Annotated in this window: 15 protein-coding genes; all 15 read right to left on the reverse strand. The window is 67.2% G+C overall.

Annotated elements, in window-relative coordinates; translation table 11 throughout:
* Positions 1–28: 28 nt before the first annotated feature.
* Positions 29–1,672, reverse strand: coding sequence for a hypothetical protein (locus ACFVTR_RS18785; protein WP_387039807.1), 1,644 nt, complete (start codon positions 1,670–1,672; stop codon positions 29–31).
* Entirely contained in the window at positions 1,669–3,171 is a 1,503-nt protein-coding gene (locus ACFVTR_RS18790) for an SCO6880 family protein (RefSeq protein WP_387039809.1), read from the reverse strand. The genes ACFVTR_RS18785 and ACFVTR_RS18790 overlap by 4 nt, the downstream gene beginning before the upstream one ends.
* Positions 3,168–4,469, reverse strand: coding sequence for a hypothetical protein (locus ACFVTR_RS18795; protein WP_387039811.1), 1,302 nt, complete (start codon positions 4,467–4,469; stop codon positions 3,168–3,170). The genes ACFVTR_RS18790 and ACFVTR_RS18795 overlap by 4 nt, the downstream gene beginning before the upstream one ends.
* Positions 4,462–5,226, reverse strand: coding sequence for a hypothetical protein (locus ACFVTR_RS18800; RefSeq protein WP_387039813.1), 765 nt, complete (start codon positions 5,224–5,226; stop codon positions 4,462–4,464). The genes ACFVTR_RS18795 and ACFVTR_RS18800 overlap by 8 nt, the downstream gene beginning before the upstream one ends.
* 10 nt (positions 5,227–5,236) lie before the next feature.
* Positions 5,237–5,521 (reverse strand): hypothetical protein, encoded by a 285-nt coding sequence (locus ACFVTR_RS18805; RefSeq protein WP_387039815.1) that lies wholly within the window; start codon positions 5,519–5,521, stop codon positions 5,237–5,239.
* Complete coding sequence (locus ACFVTR_RS18810) at positions 5,518–6,135, reverse strand: DUF6668 family protein (protein WP_387039817.1); 618 nt, start codon at positions 6,133–6,135, stop codon at positions 5,518–5,520. Before ACFVTR_RS18810 ends, ACFVTR_RS18805 begins: the two co-directional genes overlap by 4 nt.
* A gap of 13 nt (positions 6,136–6,148) precedes the next feature.
* Positions 6,149–7,228 (reverse strand): hypothetical protein, encoded by a 1,080-nt coding sequence (locus tag ACFVTR_RS18815; protein ID WP_387039818.1) that lies wholly within the window; start codon positions 7,226–7,228, stop codon positions 6,149–6,151.
* 13 nt (positions 7,229–7,241) lie between these two features.
* Entirely contained in the window at positions 7,242–8,567 is a 1,326-nt protein-coding gene (locus tag ACFVTR_RS18820; protein WP_387039819.1) for a hypothetical protein, read from the reverse strand.
* Positions 8,564–9,031: a hypothetical protein gene (locus tag ACFVTR_RS18825; protein WP_387039821.1), complete on the reverse strand. Its 468-nt coding sequence runs from the start codon at positions 9,029–9,031 to the stop codon at positions 8,564–8,566. Before ACFVTR_RS18825 ends, ACFVTR_RS18820 begins: the two co-directional genes overlap by 4 nt.
* 10 nt (positions 9,032–9,041) lie before the next feature.
* The gene (locus ACFVTR_RS18830; RefSeq protein WP_387039823.1) at positions 9,042–9,536 is read right to left on the reverse strand and encodes a hypothetical protein; all 495 of its coding nucleotides are present in this window, start codon (positions 9,534–9,536) and stop codon (positions 9,042–9,044) included.
* A gap of 14 nt (positions 9,537–9,550) precedes the next feature.
* A complete protein-coding gene (locus ACFVTR_RS18835; protein ID WP_387039825.1) occupies positions 9,551–9,685 on the reverse strand; it encodes a hypothetical protein in 135 nt (44 codons plus the stop codon).
* Positions 9,686–9,750: 65 nt separating this feature from the next.
* Positions 9,751–10,260 carry a thermonuclease family protein gene (locus ACFVTR_RS18840; protein WP_387039827.1) on the reverse strand — a complete coding sequence of 170 codons (510 nt, stop codon included), beginning with the start codon at positions 10,258–10,260 and terminating at the stop codon, positions 9,751–9,753.
* Positions 10,261–10,289: 29 nt separating this feature from the next.
* Positions 10,290–10,484, reverse strand: a complete 195-nt coding sequence (locus ACFVTR_RS18845; protein ID WP_387039829.1) for a hypothetical protein — start codon at positions 10,482–10,484, stop codon at positions 10,290–10,292.
* A 125-nt stretch (positions 10,485–10,609) separates the two neighbouring features.
* On the reverse strand, positions 10,610–13,702 hold the full coding sequence (locus ACFVTR_RS18850; protein WP_387039831.1) for an LPXTG cell wall anchor domain-containing protein: 3,093 nt from the start codon (positions 13,700–13,702) through the stop codon (positions 10,610–10,612).
* A gap of 231 nt (positions 13,703–13,933) precedes the next feature.
* Entirely contained in the window at positions 13,934–15,133 is a 1,200-nt protein-coding gene (locus tag ACFVTR_RS18855; RefSeq protein WP_387039833.1) for a hypothetical protein, read from the reverse strand.
* Between the last annotated feature and the right edge of the window lie 164 nt (positions 15,134–15,297).

Below are 15,297 nucleotides of genomic sequence, written 5' to 3' on the forward strand. Positions count from 1 at the left end.
GGCTGTGCTCTCCGGTTCGTGGCACGCATCATGCCGCCTCCAGTTCTTCCTCGAGGAGCTCCGCCACGCGGCCACGGTTGTCCCGGAACCGGTCCGCGGTGGAAGCCCACGCCCGGTTCGTGTCGTTCACGGTCTTCTCGGCAGCGGTGAGCGCGGTCTGGAACGGGGTCCCGGGCTTCTTGCCCACCTTGAGCAGGAACTTCCCCTGCCCGGGCGGGGCGGCCTGGGTGCCGGTCTCCTGGTTCACCCCGCCTTCGGCCGACCACCCGGTGATCAGGTCACGTTCCCGATGGGACAGCGCGAACACCCGTTCCAGGTTGCCCATCTCGGCGTCCGCGAGACCACCGAGGAACACCATCGCGGAGCGTTCCACGAAACCGCGGGCGATCGTGGACAGCTCCTCCGACGCGAGCTCGAGGTCGTTCATCGTGTGCGTGATCATCGCCTGCGCGATGCCGCGCTGACGGTTCAGACGGGTGAGCGCGTCGAGGAAGTAGACCATCAGCCCGGACGCGCGCAGCATGCGCCACAGCTCGTCCATCACGAGGAAGTAGTGACGCCGCTCCCGGATCCCCGCATCCGCGAGGTGCTTCTCCGCTGAGACGACCGCGGACCCGTAGTTCCAGCACACCGACTGCACGGCCGCCTGCAGCTGCAGGTCGCTGTCATCAATGCTCGACAGGTCGAACACCATCGGGGTGCCCGGGATGATGTGCTCGGTCGTCTCACCGTCGAACAGGTCACCGAAGGACCCGCCGCGGCCAAGGTTCGTGAGCCCGTCGACGAGATGCTCGACCCGGTCCATGTAGCGGGCCGCATCACCCCGGTCCTGCGCGAGCCCCGTCAGCCGTTCGTGGCGGCTCGTGATGACCGCCAGCAGGTCCGACAGGGTCGGCACACCAGCGTGCTCACGGTCGAGGATCCGGAGCGCCTCAGCGAGGATGTTGTCCTCGAACGTGAACAGGTTCCGCTCGAGCACGAGCGCGAGGAGCCCGGAGACCATCGTGAAGCGGCGGCCGCGCATCTCTTCCAGCGCGTTCTCCCGTGCCGCCGGGTCGGTGATCTCGGTGAGCTCCGCGACGATCGGCCCGAAATCGAGCACGTTGAGCCGTCCCCGTCCACGCGCGAGCGGGATGACCTGACCGTCCATGGCTCGGACGAGTTCGACGTAGTCGGGTTTCGTGTCCGACAGCACCATCGGCACGATGCCCCAGGCCGACAACACGGTCACCATGCGGCGGATCAAGGTCGATTTCCCAAGCCCGGGACGTCCCAGCACGAAGCACGATGGCTGGGTGACGAGGTTCGCGAGGAACCACATGATCGGGTCCCCGCACACCACGGTGCCGCGCATCAGGTGCTTGCCGAGCGGCACACCCACGACCGGGTCGGAGGAGCCCGCGATGAAGGGCCACAGCCCGCACACCTGCACCGTGGTGCCCTTGTACTCGGGCAACGCGTCAATGTAGTTCACCCGGCCGGTTCCGGCGACCCGCCAGCCGCGCCGGCCAGGCTTGCGGAGCATCTGCCTGCGCGCGGAACGCGACGAGTCGAGGAACCCCAGCCACCCGGCCAACGGTGACCGGGCCTCACTGCTGCCTGCCGCTCGTTCCAGGCGGCGTGCTTCCCGGGCGGTCAGCCGCAGCTCGTCCGCGGCACCGCGGCGGCTCACAGCCACACCCGTGCCCGGTCGGGGAGCAACATGTGCTCCGGCAGCACCAGCCCGAGCGGAAGCCCAGCCTGGAACGCGACATCCTGGTTGCCGTACGCGTCCCGGATACGAAGCCGTGCCTGATTCGTCAGCCCCGGGATCACCTTCGACAGGGCGGGCAGCTCCTCGCTGCTGGCCACCGTCGCCGTCACGATCAGCCCGAATCGGACGAGCCCAGCACCCTGCGCTTCCTCTTCGCCGGCTTTGACCGCCTGCCGCTGTGCAAGCACCTGCCGTGCCGACGGGCGCCGTTTCGTCGACCCGGCAAAGGTGGCGTTGTTGATGTCGCCCTCGATCATCGCCGGCGCCTCACCGGCCGGGACCGGGCGGTACAGCAACGTCACCCGCTTGCGCAGCACCTTCTTCGACGGCTCGAGCGCGCGACGCAACGCGGTCGCGAAGAACTGGCCCCGCGGGCCCTCATACATCTGCCACGACTTCGACACCGCACGGTCATGGAAGTACCGGTCCAGGTGCGGGTCCGCGAACACCGGTCCGGCGTCCGCCCAGCGAAGCCCGGTACCACCCTCGACGCGGGCCTGCTCGACGCGGGCGGCCACCGTCGGGTCGTACGCGACCCGGGTGAAGTCGGCGATGTCCTGCGCCGTGCAGGCCCGCACGCTGAGCCCGGCACCCGTCTGGGTCAGCCCAGCCAGCAGCGTCGGCAGCAGGTTCCCGATCTCCTCCGTGACGTCCTCAGCCGGGCGGGGCGTCTTCCCCACCCCACGACCGGTGAACGTGACCGCGACCCGGGTTGCGACCTGCTGGCTGCCACCGGTCAGGTTCCCGGCAAGGTCCGCAGCGACCGCGGTCGCGAAATCGTTCGCCCCCTCCACGATGTTCTCCGTCACCATCCGACGCAGCCGAAGCCCCGGGTCTGGTGCGGTCTCGACCGTGACGGACGCCCCGATCACGGCATCCTCCACTCCGAGCTCGCCGAGCCATGCCCCCCACGCGGCGACCTGGTGGTTCACTCGGGCAGTGTCCACGAGGGCGTCACCGTCGGGGAAGCACTCGATCACGACGGTGTACTGGTGGTGCTTCGGGAGGCGGATCACCCCGAACCGGTTCCCGTAGGAATCGGTGTGCTCGCTCAGCACGGAACTCGTAAGCAGCCCCGGCACCTGGGACGACCCGTCGGGGACGCGCCCGGCCGGGCCGGCAACGACCACGCCGGCACCGGTGCGGGCTGCACGTCGGTGCGCAGCCCGAAGCGCGGTCCGCTGGTAGATGTTCCGGCCCTGCCGCACCGTGACCAACATCAGCGCAGCACCCACGACAGCGACCACGATGACGAGGAACGCCGCGAGGTACCACTGGCGGGCCAGGCAACCGATGAACGCGAGGACCACGGGCACCCCAGCCACCGACACGCCGAGCGGTAGGTTCAGCACCCCCTTCTTGCCCACCTTCTGCAGGTTCCCGTGCGGGATCAGTTTCACTTCTGTCACGACACTCATGCCGTGCTCCCTTCACTCATTTCGTCCATCGGAGAACCTGACGCGCCTACGCGGCCGAGATCTCCAAACGCCCGTGCCACGTCCCCGACCCGCGATCCACTCGCACCGTTCTCGGCGTGCCCGGCATCGCCCGGCGCCGACGAACCAGACGGTTCGGCCATTCCCGTCCTGGTTGAACCCGCCTCGGGGGATCCGCCGCCCGTGCTCGAGGATCCCGCGCCCGAACTGGCAGCTGTGCTGCTCCCGCTCGGGCCCCCGTTTGCTGCAGAAGCGCCACCGCCTGCGGCGGCGGAGCTGCCTGCCGCCAACGCTGAGCTCCCACCGCCTGAACCAGCGCCAGCGGAGGCCGCCTTCGCTGCTGAGCCCGCAGCAGCGCTCGCGCCGAGGCTGACGACCGCAGAGCCCGCCGCAACCGAACCCGCGAGTGCCGCACCCCCGCTGAATGCCCCCGCGGTCGCGGCGCCGGCCACGGGGACGAGGAATTTGACCAGTGCCGGCAGGCTCAGCGCAGCCACCAGCAACACCGTCATCCCGATGACGGCTTGGAGCATCAGCTGCCCATGGTCGTCGAGGCTCTTGACGGTGCCCGGATTCTTCATCAGCAGCATTCCCGTCGCGTACACGACGGCCGCGACCGGTTTGAACAGCACCAGTGCGAGCAGCCACCCGTTTGCCTTACGGAACGCGTCTGCTCCCGTCTCGGTGCTTGACCCGGCCGCGAGCGAGGGCAGGAACACCATGAACAAGGTGAGCAGTGCCCCGCGGAACACCATGAACACCATGTTCGCCATTGCGCCGAGAAAGCCGAGGAGCCCGATGATCACGCCGGGGCCTGGGCCGGGGCCGATCAGCATCGTCACGGTGAGCACCCCGGTCAGGGACAGCTCCTGCCCGGTCGCCTTCTGCATGATCCATGGGGCGAAGGCGTCGCCGGCACGGGTCAGCCCGGCCACTCCAGCCATGTACGCACCGCACACGACCACCAGGTTGATCAGCGCCTTCAGCCCGCTCGCGCCGGCCGCGAAGTCACGTTGGATCGCCATCCGGCCGAGCGCGAACAGGATTCCAGCCGCCGCGATGGCGAAGGTGTACCAGCTCAGCGCGCCGGTCATCGCCGCGATCGCCGGGTCGCCCTCGAGCGTCGGGGACGGCATCTCGAGCCACATCGAGTTCAGCCAGCCCAGAGCATTCACGATCCCGTCGCCCAGCGACTTTACGAACTCACCGATCGCGCCGTTCACGACGTCCTCGGCCCAACAGCCGGAGCCGAAGAGCCCGCAGTCACGCTCGTCAGCCATCAGTGGCGCTCCATGGGACATACCCGACCAGAGGGTCCTGAGCCCAGGCGATCGGGGTGTCGCCGAGATCCACCAGCCAGGTGTTGGCCTCGTCGTCCCAGAGCACTGTGACCGGCATCGAGGCAGTCAGGTGGGTGTCCTGGGTTCCGATGTAGACCTTGACCCGGTCCGGATCGACGCTCGCGAACCGGAACCCAGCCACCTGCGACGCATTCCCAGCGGCGGTGACCACCCAGTAGTCCCCATAGGTCTGCATCCACGTCGCCCGTGACGGGTTGTCGACGGTGGATGCCTGGAAGAAGTCAGCACCGCTTTCGGCATCGGTCGCGCCCATGGTGCCGAGCCAGCCGAACGCGGCGAACAACGCCCCAGTCGGGCTGTGTGCATAGCAAGCCCAATCCGTCCCGTTGGCCGCCGGCCCGAACATCGTCGACGTCGGAATGAGGGTTGCCCCGTACGGCACCCATTCGGTTCCGGCCGGGGCGCTCGTCGGAACCTCCTGATCGCCCGCGGCGAGCTCGCATTCCCCCAAAACTGCAGTTGCTTCCGGATCTGCTGCCGGCTTGTCCGGGTTGGCGCCGGTGTTCGTCGGTCCCGTCGACGTCGCCGGGACAGCAGGGTCCGAGGCGCCGGGTCCAGTCGTGAGGATCACGACCAAGGCCGTGATGATCGCGACCAGGAGCACACCGGACGCCGCCCACCAAATGTTGAACGGGCTCTTCGACTCTGAGGAGTCGGTCTTGTTCGTGTCAGACAACTGTTGCTCCTCAGCCGACGAAGGTGGCCAGGATGCCGCCGACACCGGCGACGAGGATGCAGACGATGATCGAGATCGCGATGCCCTTGAACCCGTTCACTTCACGCCCTGTGATCGCGGAGAACGCGAGGATGCCGCACGAGATCAGGAACCCGGCGACACCGCACGCGATCGCGCCCCACGCGAGCCAGTTCAGGAAGGTGGTCACCCCTTCGGTGCCCGGCGGCTGCTCCGGTACTGGGTCCGGCAGTACCCCGTCAGCGGCGATCATGGTCTTCAACAGCAGATCCTTCATTGCTTTCCTTCTTTCGTGAGGTTGTGGAACGTATGGATGCGGTGCAGCGTCCACCGCACCCGCATCGGAAGCCGGTCACGGTCAGGTGCCTGCAGCCGCCACGGCTCCTGCCAACCGAGGTGCCACCCATGGGGGCTCATTCGGCTGACGCGACGCACCTGGAGTCGTTGCGCCCGGGTGAGGTTCGGGCCGTCGTCGACGAGCAACAGCCCCAGCAGCCGAACCCGGCCCAAGCGGCCGTCCGCCCAGAGGCGGGCGAACCGGTGCGCCTGCTCGAGTCCGTGATGGTGGGTGCGGGTGACCGCGACCATGTTGACCACGCCCGACCCGGCAGGGTCAGGAACCGCTTGACCGGCGTCGATGGCCGGGGACCCCAACAGCTCGACGACGGTGGAGATGCCGGCACCGCCATGCAGCCCAACGACGAACAGACCCGTCCCAGGAAGGACCGGCTGTACCGGCCAATCCCGCAGGCCAGTCGTATCGACGGGTGGTGCGAGCTCAGGCGTCGCGGGGCCGGTGAGCTCGACGCGATCATCGAACACCGGGTCAGGTTCGGGCCGCTCGTTTCTGGTCGCCCGCACCGGTTCGGTGAGGAATGGGTTCTGTGTCATGGACAGTCCGTTCTCAGTTCTTCGCGAATGCGTTATCGACGTGCAGGTGGTCGCAGCTATCGGTGAACTCGACCAGATGCGCCAACGGCACCTGCGTGCCGGCCTCGACACGGCACTGCGACTGGCCCACCCGCGACCCCTCAGGCAGCTGCGCGTCAAGAAGGCGAATGAGGCTGACCGAGTCCGAGTCGGCCCCCGTGATCGGGGTGCCGTTGAGTGCCGAGAAGTCGACCGCGTGCCCGCCGCCATCGATGTTGTGCGACGAGTACTGTCCTGCCCCAAGCGACTGCCCTGTGCAGGCCCGATTCAGGTCGGACACCTGCACGGCGTCGAAGGCATTGAGTGCGATCACGATCGCTTGCAGCATGCCGACGTCGACCCCGCAACCCGGGAGCGTCTTCCCGTCCGCGATCGCCTGGATCTCGAACAGGTGGTCCGGCTGTCCGGCCCCAGACAGCGTGGAGAACCGTCCCGCCGTGTGTGCGTCCATGATCTGCTGCGCGAGCTCTTTCGCATCCCCCGAGACGAAACACCCGCCACCGCCGGTCACCCCGCCGGCCAACGCGTTCACCAGTGCGACCGCGGCCGGCTGGAAGCGGGTGTAGTGGTTCGGGTCGGCGTTCGCCTGCACCTTGTGTGCGGCCAGGGTCGGCGTCATCTCCTGCCACCGGGGCACCTGCTGCAGCCGTTCGAAGAAGAATCCGGCCGACTTGCTCGGGTCCATTCGGTCCGCGATGCTCCCCCACGATGACTGCTGCTGGAACAGGCCGATTGAGTCCGCCACGCTCCCGTCGGGGTTGATCGCGTTGTCCCCGTACGACAGGTTCCGAAGACTGGACTCACCCAAAGCTGTCATCACGCCGACCTGCTGCGCGGTCGCTCCCAGGCCGGTGTCCGATGCCGCGTTCATCACCAGTGCGGCGTTCCTGACCTGTTCCGCATCGAACCCGTCCACCACGGGCAGCCCGCTCAGATCCACCCGGCCGCCGCCACCGCATGCCTGCTCCGGCGCAGCGAACAGGACCAGCAAGAGAATCGGGAACAACACCAGCCCGGCCAAAGCGGCAAGGCCCACACCAACGGACTGGTTCATCTGCACATCCCCCTCACGCCGCTGCCCGGGGCTGCGGGACCTCGACGCCAGGACGTCGTTTCCGCGCGGAGGTGAGCTGTTGCAGGATGCTGGTTCGCAGTTGCTTGCTGACGGCCCGGTTGTGCTTCCCCGCGAGTTCCACAACTTCGAACCCGCCGGTGATCGCGAGGTTCCCGATCATCCGGTCCCGGGCGCCGTAGACGGCGAAGAAGTACTCGAAGTGATTGATCGCGGCGGACTGGTAGCCGCGGATGCAGTTCCCCATCTGGTCGGACCAGTCGTCGAGCTCACCGGCGCGTTTCACGGACACCAGCCGGGCACCGCCCGGGAGCCGGGCACCGTCCAACGCCGCATACACGGCGTCCTGCACGATGGGGATTGCGCTCAGTTGCTCGGCGTAGGCATTCGCGGCCGCTCGTCGGGTGCGGATCAGCCGGTCGTGCAAGTCATTCCAGTTCCGTGCCGCAACCATCTGGTCTTGCGTGCCGGGCCCGTCGAGGAGGTACAGCGTGTCAACGTGGACCCGGTTCGTCGGGTCGAACGACAGCAGCAGGCGGCGCCGGTTTCGGTCGATGCCGTACCCGATCTGCTGTGCCAGCGCGGCGAGCCAGGACGCCGTCATACTGTGCGATTCCTGCCAGTCGGGCAGGTGCTCGTTCCAGTGAGCGAGAACATCGGCGACGGTATCGGTATCGAGGAACCGGGCTCCCTTCGCGACGGCGACCAGGACCGATGCCGGGGCGGCACCGGTCGCCCGGACCACGTCACGGCGGACGTGCCGGGCACCGAACCCGGCTCGCACGAACCCGGACGCGGTGTGCTGCCGGAACGCGGTCCCGAGACCAGCGATCCCGACATCGTGGAGGTGACACGGGCGCCGGCCAGCGAAGGGGAACGCGAGAACCCGTACCGCCCACCCGACCTCCGTCCCATCGGTGATGTTCGGGTCCACCCAGTCAGGCATGGGCACGTCGTTGCGGGCGTACAACCGGCGGGTGAGACCCCACAGCTCGGCAGCAGCGTCATCGACGACAGCATCCGGCGCGTCGAAGGCCAGGTTCGCGGCCCACCGGACCGGGTCACGTCCCCACCCGGTGATATCACGCACCCCATCAGAGGTCCGGGTGAACCGGCGGAACGTGGGACCGTGCGCCTTCGTCGGCCGCAACGTCCACGCCTCCCCAGCGCGGTGATGCCAACGGCCACCCGTGTATCCGCCGGCCGGGCGTACGTACCAGGAATGAATGAACCGGGTTCGGTCGGGTGACTCGTACGCGGCGCACCGTGATCCCAGCACCCGGCGGTGCTCCACCCACGAGGTGGCGGTCGCCCCGGTCATGCCGTGGCTCCTGCCGGTACCCGGGTCAGATCGGTCCAGTCCTCGTCGTACAGGCCGACATGGATGAGCATGTCGATGCCGTCCGTCTCGAGCCGGGCGACCCGCATCTCGTCAGCGATGTCCGTGCGCGCCTCCCCATCGGCGAGACGCGCTCGCAGCTCGATGAATTCGGTACGACACAGCGACCGCCGGTCACGGTCGCACTCCTGGCAAACCCCTTCGTAGTGGAACAGCATCCGCGGGTCTTGGAACACCACCCCGTCCCCATGCCCTCGGCGCCCATGCAGCCGCTCCCGGCCGAGGACGACCGTCCACCCTCCGATGACACCGGAACCCCACACACGCCCGTGTGGGACCTCACCGTCATCCATCGCGGTGCTGCAGACCGGGAACACCACCGCCGCCCCCGACACGAAATGATCAAGCCCCACCGACCGGTCAGCGATCACGTCACCCTCACTCATCAACAGCCCCTCAGAACGGGTTCTCAGTCGACGCGGCCTCAACGAGGACGCCGGGGTCGGCGAGGATTTCGGGCAGGTCGGCACCGGCGATATCGCGGTTTTCGATCCACCAGCCGGCCCGGTCGATCAGCCGGGCCTTCGCGGTGACCTGTTCGGCGTACTCGTCCTCGGTGAGGGTGCCGGGTTCCACGAGCTGCTTGTACGCGGCCTCGAGGAGTTCGTGCCGGGCACGCATCGCCCAATCGATCTGCTTGTCCGACCCGCGCAGCACCGCAAGATCGAGACGCTCCGACTCGGCACGCACATGCTCGGCGTTCTCCTCGCGTTCCTTCTGGAGCTCGGCCGAGACCTTCCCCTTCGTGGCCTTCCTGTGGCACTCGAAGCAAGGCTGCTTCGCGAGCCACTCCGCAAACCCAGCCCGCTTCCCGGCGGGCTTGTCCGAAAGGTCGCGCACACCGTCGTGGCCGCACTTGTAGGTGATCTCGTGTTCGGTCTTCACAGCCATGAGCTGTCCCTCCTCTACTGGTGGTACTGGGCGATGTGCGCGGCAACGGCCGTCTTCTGCTGCGAGACGGGCACTGCGCCGGTCTCGGATTCGCAGATGCCGCAGTACACGGAAACGAGCCGTTCCGGCACGGTCTGAGTTGTCGTCATCGGTTCTCCTTGCTCGTGGAAGTTGCTTCGCGTTCAGCGATGTCGGGTTCGACGAATGCGGCGCATCAGCAGGCACCCCACAGCCCGAGGGCTGTGGCGGTGGCGTCCCGCTCGAGCTGCATGTACTCGCCCTGCCGGACGTACTGGGTGTCGTAGGTGTACTCGTGGGCGTAGCCGCCCTCGAGGAGGGTGGCGCCGACGTCGGTGCCGGTCTGGCTGTCGGTGACGTAGCGGAGCCACCGCCCGTACCGGTCGGTGTCGTCCTGGGTCGGGTCGGCCGTCAGCGTGACGGTACGTCCGTCGAGGAGCTCATGAGTGTGGGCGGACGCTTCGGGGCCGTAGCACTCGACCGGGGTGTTGGGGCGGACGGTCTCGGGGGTATCGATCCCGATCAGCCGGACGGTCTGCTCCACACCGTCAACGTCGACGACGATCGTGTCGCCGTCCACGACCCGCACCACGGGGTACGGGCCCGACGCCACGGTCTCCCCCACCTGCGCGGTGTGCGGAGACTCCGGGGTGAGCTCTTGGGTGGCCGCGTATCCGATGAGCGCGATGAGGGCTGCCGCGGCCAACGCCCATCGGCCGCGTGGGAAGCGGCCGCTCATCCCGGCCACCCGGCCGACACGAGGTGACCGGTCTTCGGCCCGATCGCGCGGCGGCGCCAGTGGGCGAGGTTCTGGAGCTCGGTGTCCTGGCGGAGCGTGAGCGGCCCGATAGGCGGGTGTGTTGCGACTTGGTGTTCGTAGCGGATCACCATCGACGCGGGGAACGAAATGTTCGATGATTTGGCGGTCATTCGGGCTCCTGCAAGCGTTCGGAGGGTCAGCGAAGGGTGGGTGGGGTGTCCCGGAAAGGGTGAGGACACCCCACGCACGTGGGGAAGCGGGTTTACTCGGCTAGCCGGAGACCCCCGCTGGTGGGCTACTCCGCTGCGGTGGCCTTGCGGCGGCGGCGGGAGAACATCACCGCGCCGAGACCGGCGAGCATCGCTGCGAGCGTGCCGCCCGCGACCCAGCCCATGACCGTCCCGTCGACGCCGGTGTGCGCGAGGCTCCCGGTCGGAGCGGCGGGGGCCTTCGCGAACCACGGGTCCGCGTCGGTGACCTTCTGGCCGGTGAACGCGGACTCGCCGGTCGCGGTGACGGTGTCGCCGTGCGCCTGTCCGGCCTTCACACCGGTCAGGACACCCTCACAGTCGACATGCGCGCCGACTGCGAGGTTCCCGATCCGGTCGCCGGGAACGGTTGCATCCCCGACACGGCAGGTGATGCGCTGGACGGTGCCGGACAGGCCCTCATGGGTCTGGTCAGTGGCGGACACGTTGCGAAGCGGCACGTCACCGGTGTTCGTGACCCGCACGCCGACACGGGTTCCGTCGGCGAGCTCGCCATCGGGGATCGGGTATGCGTCGGTGTTCTTGTCGCGATCGCCCTTGGTGAGGCCCTCGCTGAGGGTGAACTTCTCGACATCGATGCCTGGGTGCTCCGTGGTCGAGGTCCAGACGATGTTCGAGTCGCGGTCGACCTGGTTGTAGTTCTCGGTCGTCTGGTTCTCGACCTTCGGGCTCGGTGCGATGCGGATCATCTGCGTGAACACCGAGAACGCCTGCGGGAGATCCCCGCGGGTGTTCACGAGATCCAGGTACTTCTGGGTGGCGTCGATCTTGATGGTGTAGCTCGCCTCGTCCCACGTGACCGTGAACAGGCCCTTGAGTGCCTCGCTCTCGTGGCCGGCCGAGTCCTGCAGCAGGGCGCCCTTCTTCACGAGCAGCGTGTCGCCGTCGTAGAGGCCCCGGTCGGCGTAGACAGCCCACTGGCCGGTGTACTGGTCGTGGACCTTGTCGAACGTGTCCGTGATGGACCAGTTCTTGGCCTGGTACGCCCGGTTCGGGGGAATCTCCGACGAGTTCAGGCGGTAGTTGAACGTCTCGTTCAGCGGGATCTCGGACTCGTTGATCGAGTCGTCACCGGTCTGCTCACTGACAACAACATCCTTGTCCGGGTTGATGTCCTTGAGCGGGTTCGAAACGATCCGCGTCGGCAGGTACGTGTTCTCGATGTTCTGCACGGCCTGGTTCTTGATGACATAGCCATCCGTCACCTTCTTGACCGTGGTGTCCATCGTGATCCAGTACTTGCTGCCGAGCAGGGCCTGGTCGATGATCGGCGTCGTCAGCGGGTCGATCGTCGCCTCGTTGTAGGCCTTGAGGTTCTCCGGCTGCGGGTCGCCCGGGATCGGCTCACCGTACATGTCGACCGAGTCGACCTGCTTGGCGAACACGTAGAGCACACCGCCCTTGATCTGGATGTTGAACTTGCCCGTGACGTCCTCACCGGTGGTCTGGTTCGTAACCTTCACGCCGGTGGTTTCGAGGTCGAGGTACTCCTCGTCGAAGTCGTCGACCATGCCGAGCTTGTGCACGTTGTACGCGAGCACGTCACGCGCGGGTCCCGCATCCAGGGTCAGACGGTAGAGGATGTGGTCACCCTTCAGGACCGTCTTGCCGTCGATGTCGATCAGGTCGGTGTTCAGGTCTTCCTTGTCGGGCGCGACCTGAGGGATCTTGACTTCGGGGACCTCGGTCGCGATGCGGACGCCGTTGACGATCTGGAACGCCTGGTTCTTGACCGTGCTTCCAGGAGCTGCGGTGTCCTTGACGGTGCCGGTGAAGCGCAGCGTCAGCCAACCCTTCTTCGTGTTACCGCGGATGTTGTCCGTGACCCACTTGTCCGTGAACGTCGCGGTGAACGAGTTCGTCGCCGCATCCCATGTCAGCTTGTACGCGCTCCGCGCGACCGGCTTCGGGTTCTCGGGGTCGCGTGAGTCCCAGAACTCCACGCTCGCCTTGTCCGGCGTGAACTGCGGGTCGAAGGAGTCCTGCACCGCAAACGACGTGATCTTGGGACGCACCGAGTCCTTCACCCGGAGGTCGACGCCCACGGAGTACTCGAGCTTCTGCCCTGGGTACACCGTGAGCCCGTTGACCGTGTCACCGCCCAGGTCACCCGATTCCTCCGAGCTGCCGATGACGTCCTTGTTGGGGTCGGGCAGCCATGCGCTCCACGACTCGCGAGGATCGTTGTCCGGTGTGTCGACCGCGGCCGCCATCTGCCCCTGCTTGGCGACGCGCACGTCGAACCAGTAGTCGCCGCCTGCCCAGGTCGTCCAACCGAAATCGGCCGGGGCGAAGGACGGCGACTGCGAGTCGCCGTTGTTCGCGATCGCGCCGGTCTTCGATGCCTGCTTGGTCGTGCCGTTGTCGTCGGTCCAGTGGAGGATCACCTCGGCGTTGACGTTCTCGACGATCGAGGATCCCTCGTTCGACGCGTGGATGGTGTCCATCACGGGCGTCGTGCCGCCGGCGATCGTGAAGGTGTTCGTCGCGTCCGTGGTCACCTTGAGGGTGTACTTCATCGGCGGCTCGGACTCATTCAGCGCCAAACAGATCGCCCGCGTCTCCTGACCGGCGGCCTCAGCGATCGCCTCCGCCATCGCCGCATCAATCTGCCGGTAGTACCCGGCAAGGTCGCTCACGTTATCTGTGGCGTCCAGAACGCCCGGGCGACCGTCAGCTACCCACCCGTCGTACAGGGCCTGGAAGCGGAAGGGCACGTTGAGCCCGTTGCCCCAGATCACGTCAGGTGTGGCGGACGTCGCCCAGAACATCCCGACGACACGGGAAGTCCCGGACGCGCCGCCCTTCCGCGCGTCGGCACGATCCAGTGCCACACCACACGCCTGCCGCATCGCATCAGACGCGTTGGGCTGCGACGCGGTATCGGGGGCCCCGACGCTGTTGTTCGCGAAGAACCAATCGATCGACGCCGTGTCATACCCCTGCACCGGGGCATTGCCAGACCCGAAGTAGTCGTACATCCACCCGTAGGTGCGGACGTTGCCGTCGGTACCGCCGCTGCCGGGAACCGACGCACCACCACTGGCTGCGTGAGCCGGCACGCTCGCGCCCGCGACGAGCCCCGTGCCCAGCATCGTGGCGATCGCCGTGACCGCCATGCCACGTCGCATCCGCGACGTTCGGGGCGCTGCGGCGCCCCCTGCCCGTAGAATCTGGGCAGTCCTATCCATATGCATGTCTTCCTATCCAGGACAAATGTTTGGTTGGGATCAGGTGGAGGGGCCGGGCTGCAACCCGGCTCCCCACCGCCACACACCGAAAGGTGTGTGCTGCTCTATTTCTGCTCCGTGACGTTCTCCTTCCAATTCACGAGAGACCCACTCACCGGCTCAGATGCCCGGGTTCTTCCCACCCAAGCAATCAGCACAGTGATCTTCTCGCGGTGCGCCCATGCCGCCGCCGTCGTCGGTCGAGCCGCCACCGCCGGAGCTGCCCCCGTCGCCGGTCTCACCGCCGTCGCTTGCCCAGTCGCCGTCATCGTCATAGCCGCTGGACCAACGGTCCTGCTCCTGACGTGCAGCCTCCTCAGCCGCGGCACGCGCCGCGTCCGCTTTCGCCTTCTCAGAAGCCATGTGCGAAGCCTTGAGCTGATCGACCGCAGCAACGTATGCGCGAACCACCGCAACCGCTTCATCGGACAACGTGGTGGAGATTTCGCCTGCCTTGGCCGCAGCTGCCGTGACGGCAGCCTGCTGAGGCTGGCCTGCGGACGGGTACTTCTTCAGCTGTACGGCAGCATCGGCAGGGAACGTCTTCATCCACGAGATTCCTGCCACCTCAACCGCCGCCCACGCGGTGCCGAAGTCGTCCTCGGTCAAGAGCTCCTTGGTGGTCGCGGTGACCTGGCCGATCTGGGCCCGGGCCGCGTCAAGGCGCTCGGAAACGAACTCGATCTCGGCGGGTGCCCGCCATGCCTTGGCGGTCGGGAAGTCCGATCCCGGCCGCGTGGCTGTGACCTGCTCCGTGCCGGCAGCCAGAAGCGACGTGAGCTCGGCGAGGCCCTTGACCAACTGGTCGCGTTCCCCTGCCCCACCCATGGGCGCTGCCTCGACGGCTGTCCGCCACACCGTGGCCAGCGGGTCATACTCTTCGATCAGCGAGGAGAGCACTCCTGTCGCGAGCCCCTGCTCATGTTCGACCTGCTTCAGCTCGGTCAGCGCTCCCCGTGCGTCGTCAACCTTCGCGGCGTGCTCGATCTGGCCGGCGCCCCAGACCGTTCCGGCCGTCAGCGCGGCGATCACGACTGCAGTGACGCCCACCGCGATGCATCGTCCCCGCATCGAGACCGGCCACCACCGGCGAACCGACGCCGGTGCGGCCACCTGCGTGGTTTCGGGCTTGAGGGACTGCTCTTGCCGTGGTTCGGGATCGGATTCGGTGTGGGTGTCGTGATCGGTGGTGCGCGGCTGTCCGCAGGCCGGGCAGAACGGCTCGGCCGGCACTTCCTCGCCGCATGAGCTGCACAGCACCAGCTGTGGGCCGTCGGATTCGCTCGGAAACTGCCCGAGAGAGGTGGGGGTAGTCGTCATCGTGTCTCTCCTTCACCTCCTTGGAGGCAGGAACCAAGGTATCAAGGAAACTGCAAGCCCTAAAACACTATATCTGATGTTTTGAGGTGTCGAGAATGCATTTGATGCTCGAGAAGTCCGCCGGGTCCACCGTCGCTGGCGGCTCGCCTCTGGATCCACAAGGA

Source organism: Agromyces sp. NPDC058126, from assembly GCF_042884595.1.
In the GTDB taxonomy this organism is placed as follows: Bacteria; Actinomycetota; Actinomycetes; order Actinomycetales; family Microbacteriaceae; genus Agromyces.

Excerpts from the sequence above, each read along its gene's own strand:
- ACFVTR_RS18850 (WP_387039831.1), bottom strand. The coding sequence starts at position 13,702 with ATGGCGGTCACGGCGATCGCCACGATGCTGGGCACGGGGCTCGTCGCG.
- ACFVTR_RS18830 (WP_387039823.1), bottom strand. The coding sequence starts at position 9,536 with ATGGCTGTGAAGACCGAACACGAGATCACCTACAAGTGCGGCCACGAC.
- ACFVTR_RS18805 (WP_387039815.1), bottom strand. The coding sequence starts at position 5,521 with ATGAAGGATCTGCTGTTGAAGACCATGATCGCCGCTGACGGGGTACTG.
- ACFVTR_RS18815 (WP_387039818.1), bottom strand. The coding sequence starts at position 7,228 with ATGAACCAGTCCGTTGGTGTGGGCCTTGCCGCTTTGGCCGGGCTGGTG.
- ACFVTR_RS18835 (WP_387039825.1), bottom strand. The coding sequence starts at position 9,685 with ATGACGACAACTCAGACCGTGCCGGAACGGCTCGTTTCCGTGTACTGC.
- ACFVTR_RS18855 (WP_387039833.1), bottom strand. The coding sequence starts at position 15,133 with ATGACGACTACCCCCACCTCTCTCGGGCAGTTTCCGAGCGAATCCGAC.
- ACFVTR_RS18820 (WP_387039819.1), bottom strand. The coding sequence starts at position 8,567 with ATGACCGGGGCGACCGCCACCTCGTGGGTGGAGCACCGCCGGGTGCTG.
- ACFVTR_RS18810 (WP_387039817.1), bottom strand. The coding sequence starts at position 6,135 with ATGACACAGAACCCATTCCTCACCGAACCGGTGCGGGCGACCAGAAAC.
- ACFVTR_RS18825 (WP_387039821.1), bottom strand. The coding sequence starts at position 9,031 with ATGAGTGAGGGTGACGTGATCGCTGACCGGTCGGTGGGGCTTGATCAT.
- ACFVTR_RS18790 (WP_387039809.1), bottom strand. The coding sequence starts at position 3,171 with ATGAGTGTCGTGACAGAAGTGAAACTGATCCCGCACGGGAACCTGCAG.
- ACFVTR_RS18795 (WP_387039811.1), bottom strand. The coding sequence starts at position 4,469 with ATGGCTGACGAGCGTGACTGCGGGCTCTTCGGCTCCGGCTGTTGGGCC.
- ACFVTR_RS18845 (WP_387039829.1), bottom strand. The coding sequence starts at position 10,484 with ATGACCGCCAAATCATCGAACATTTCGTTCCCCGCGTCGATGGTGATC.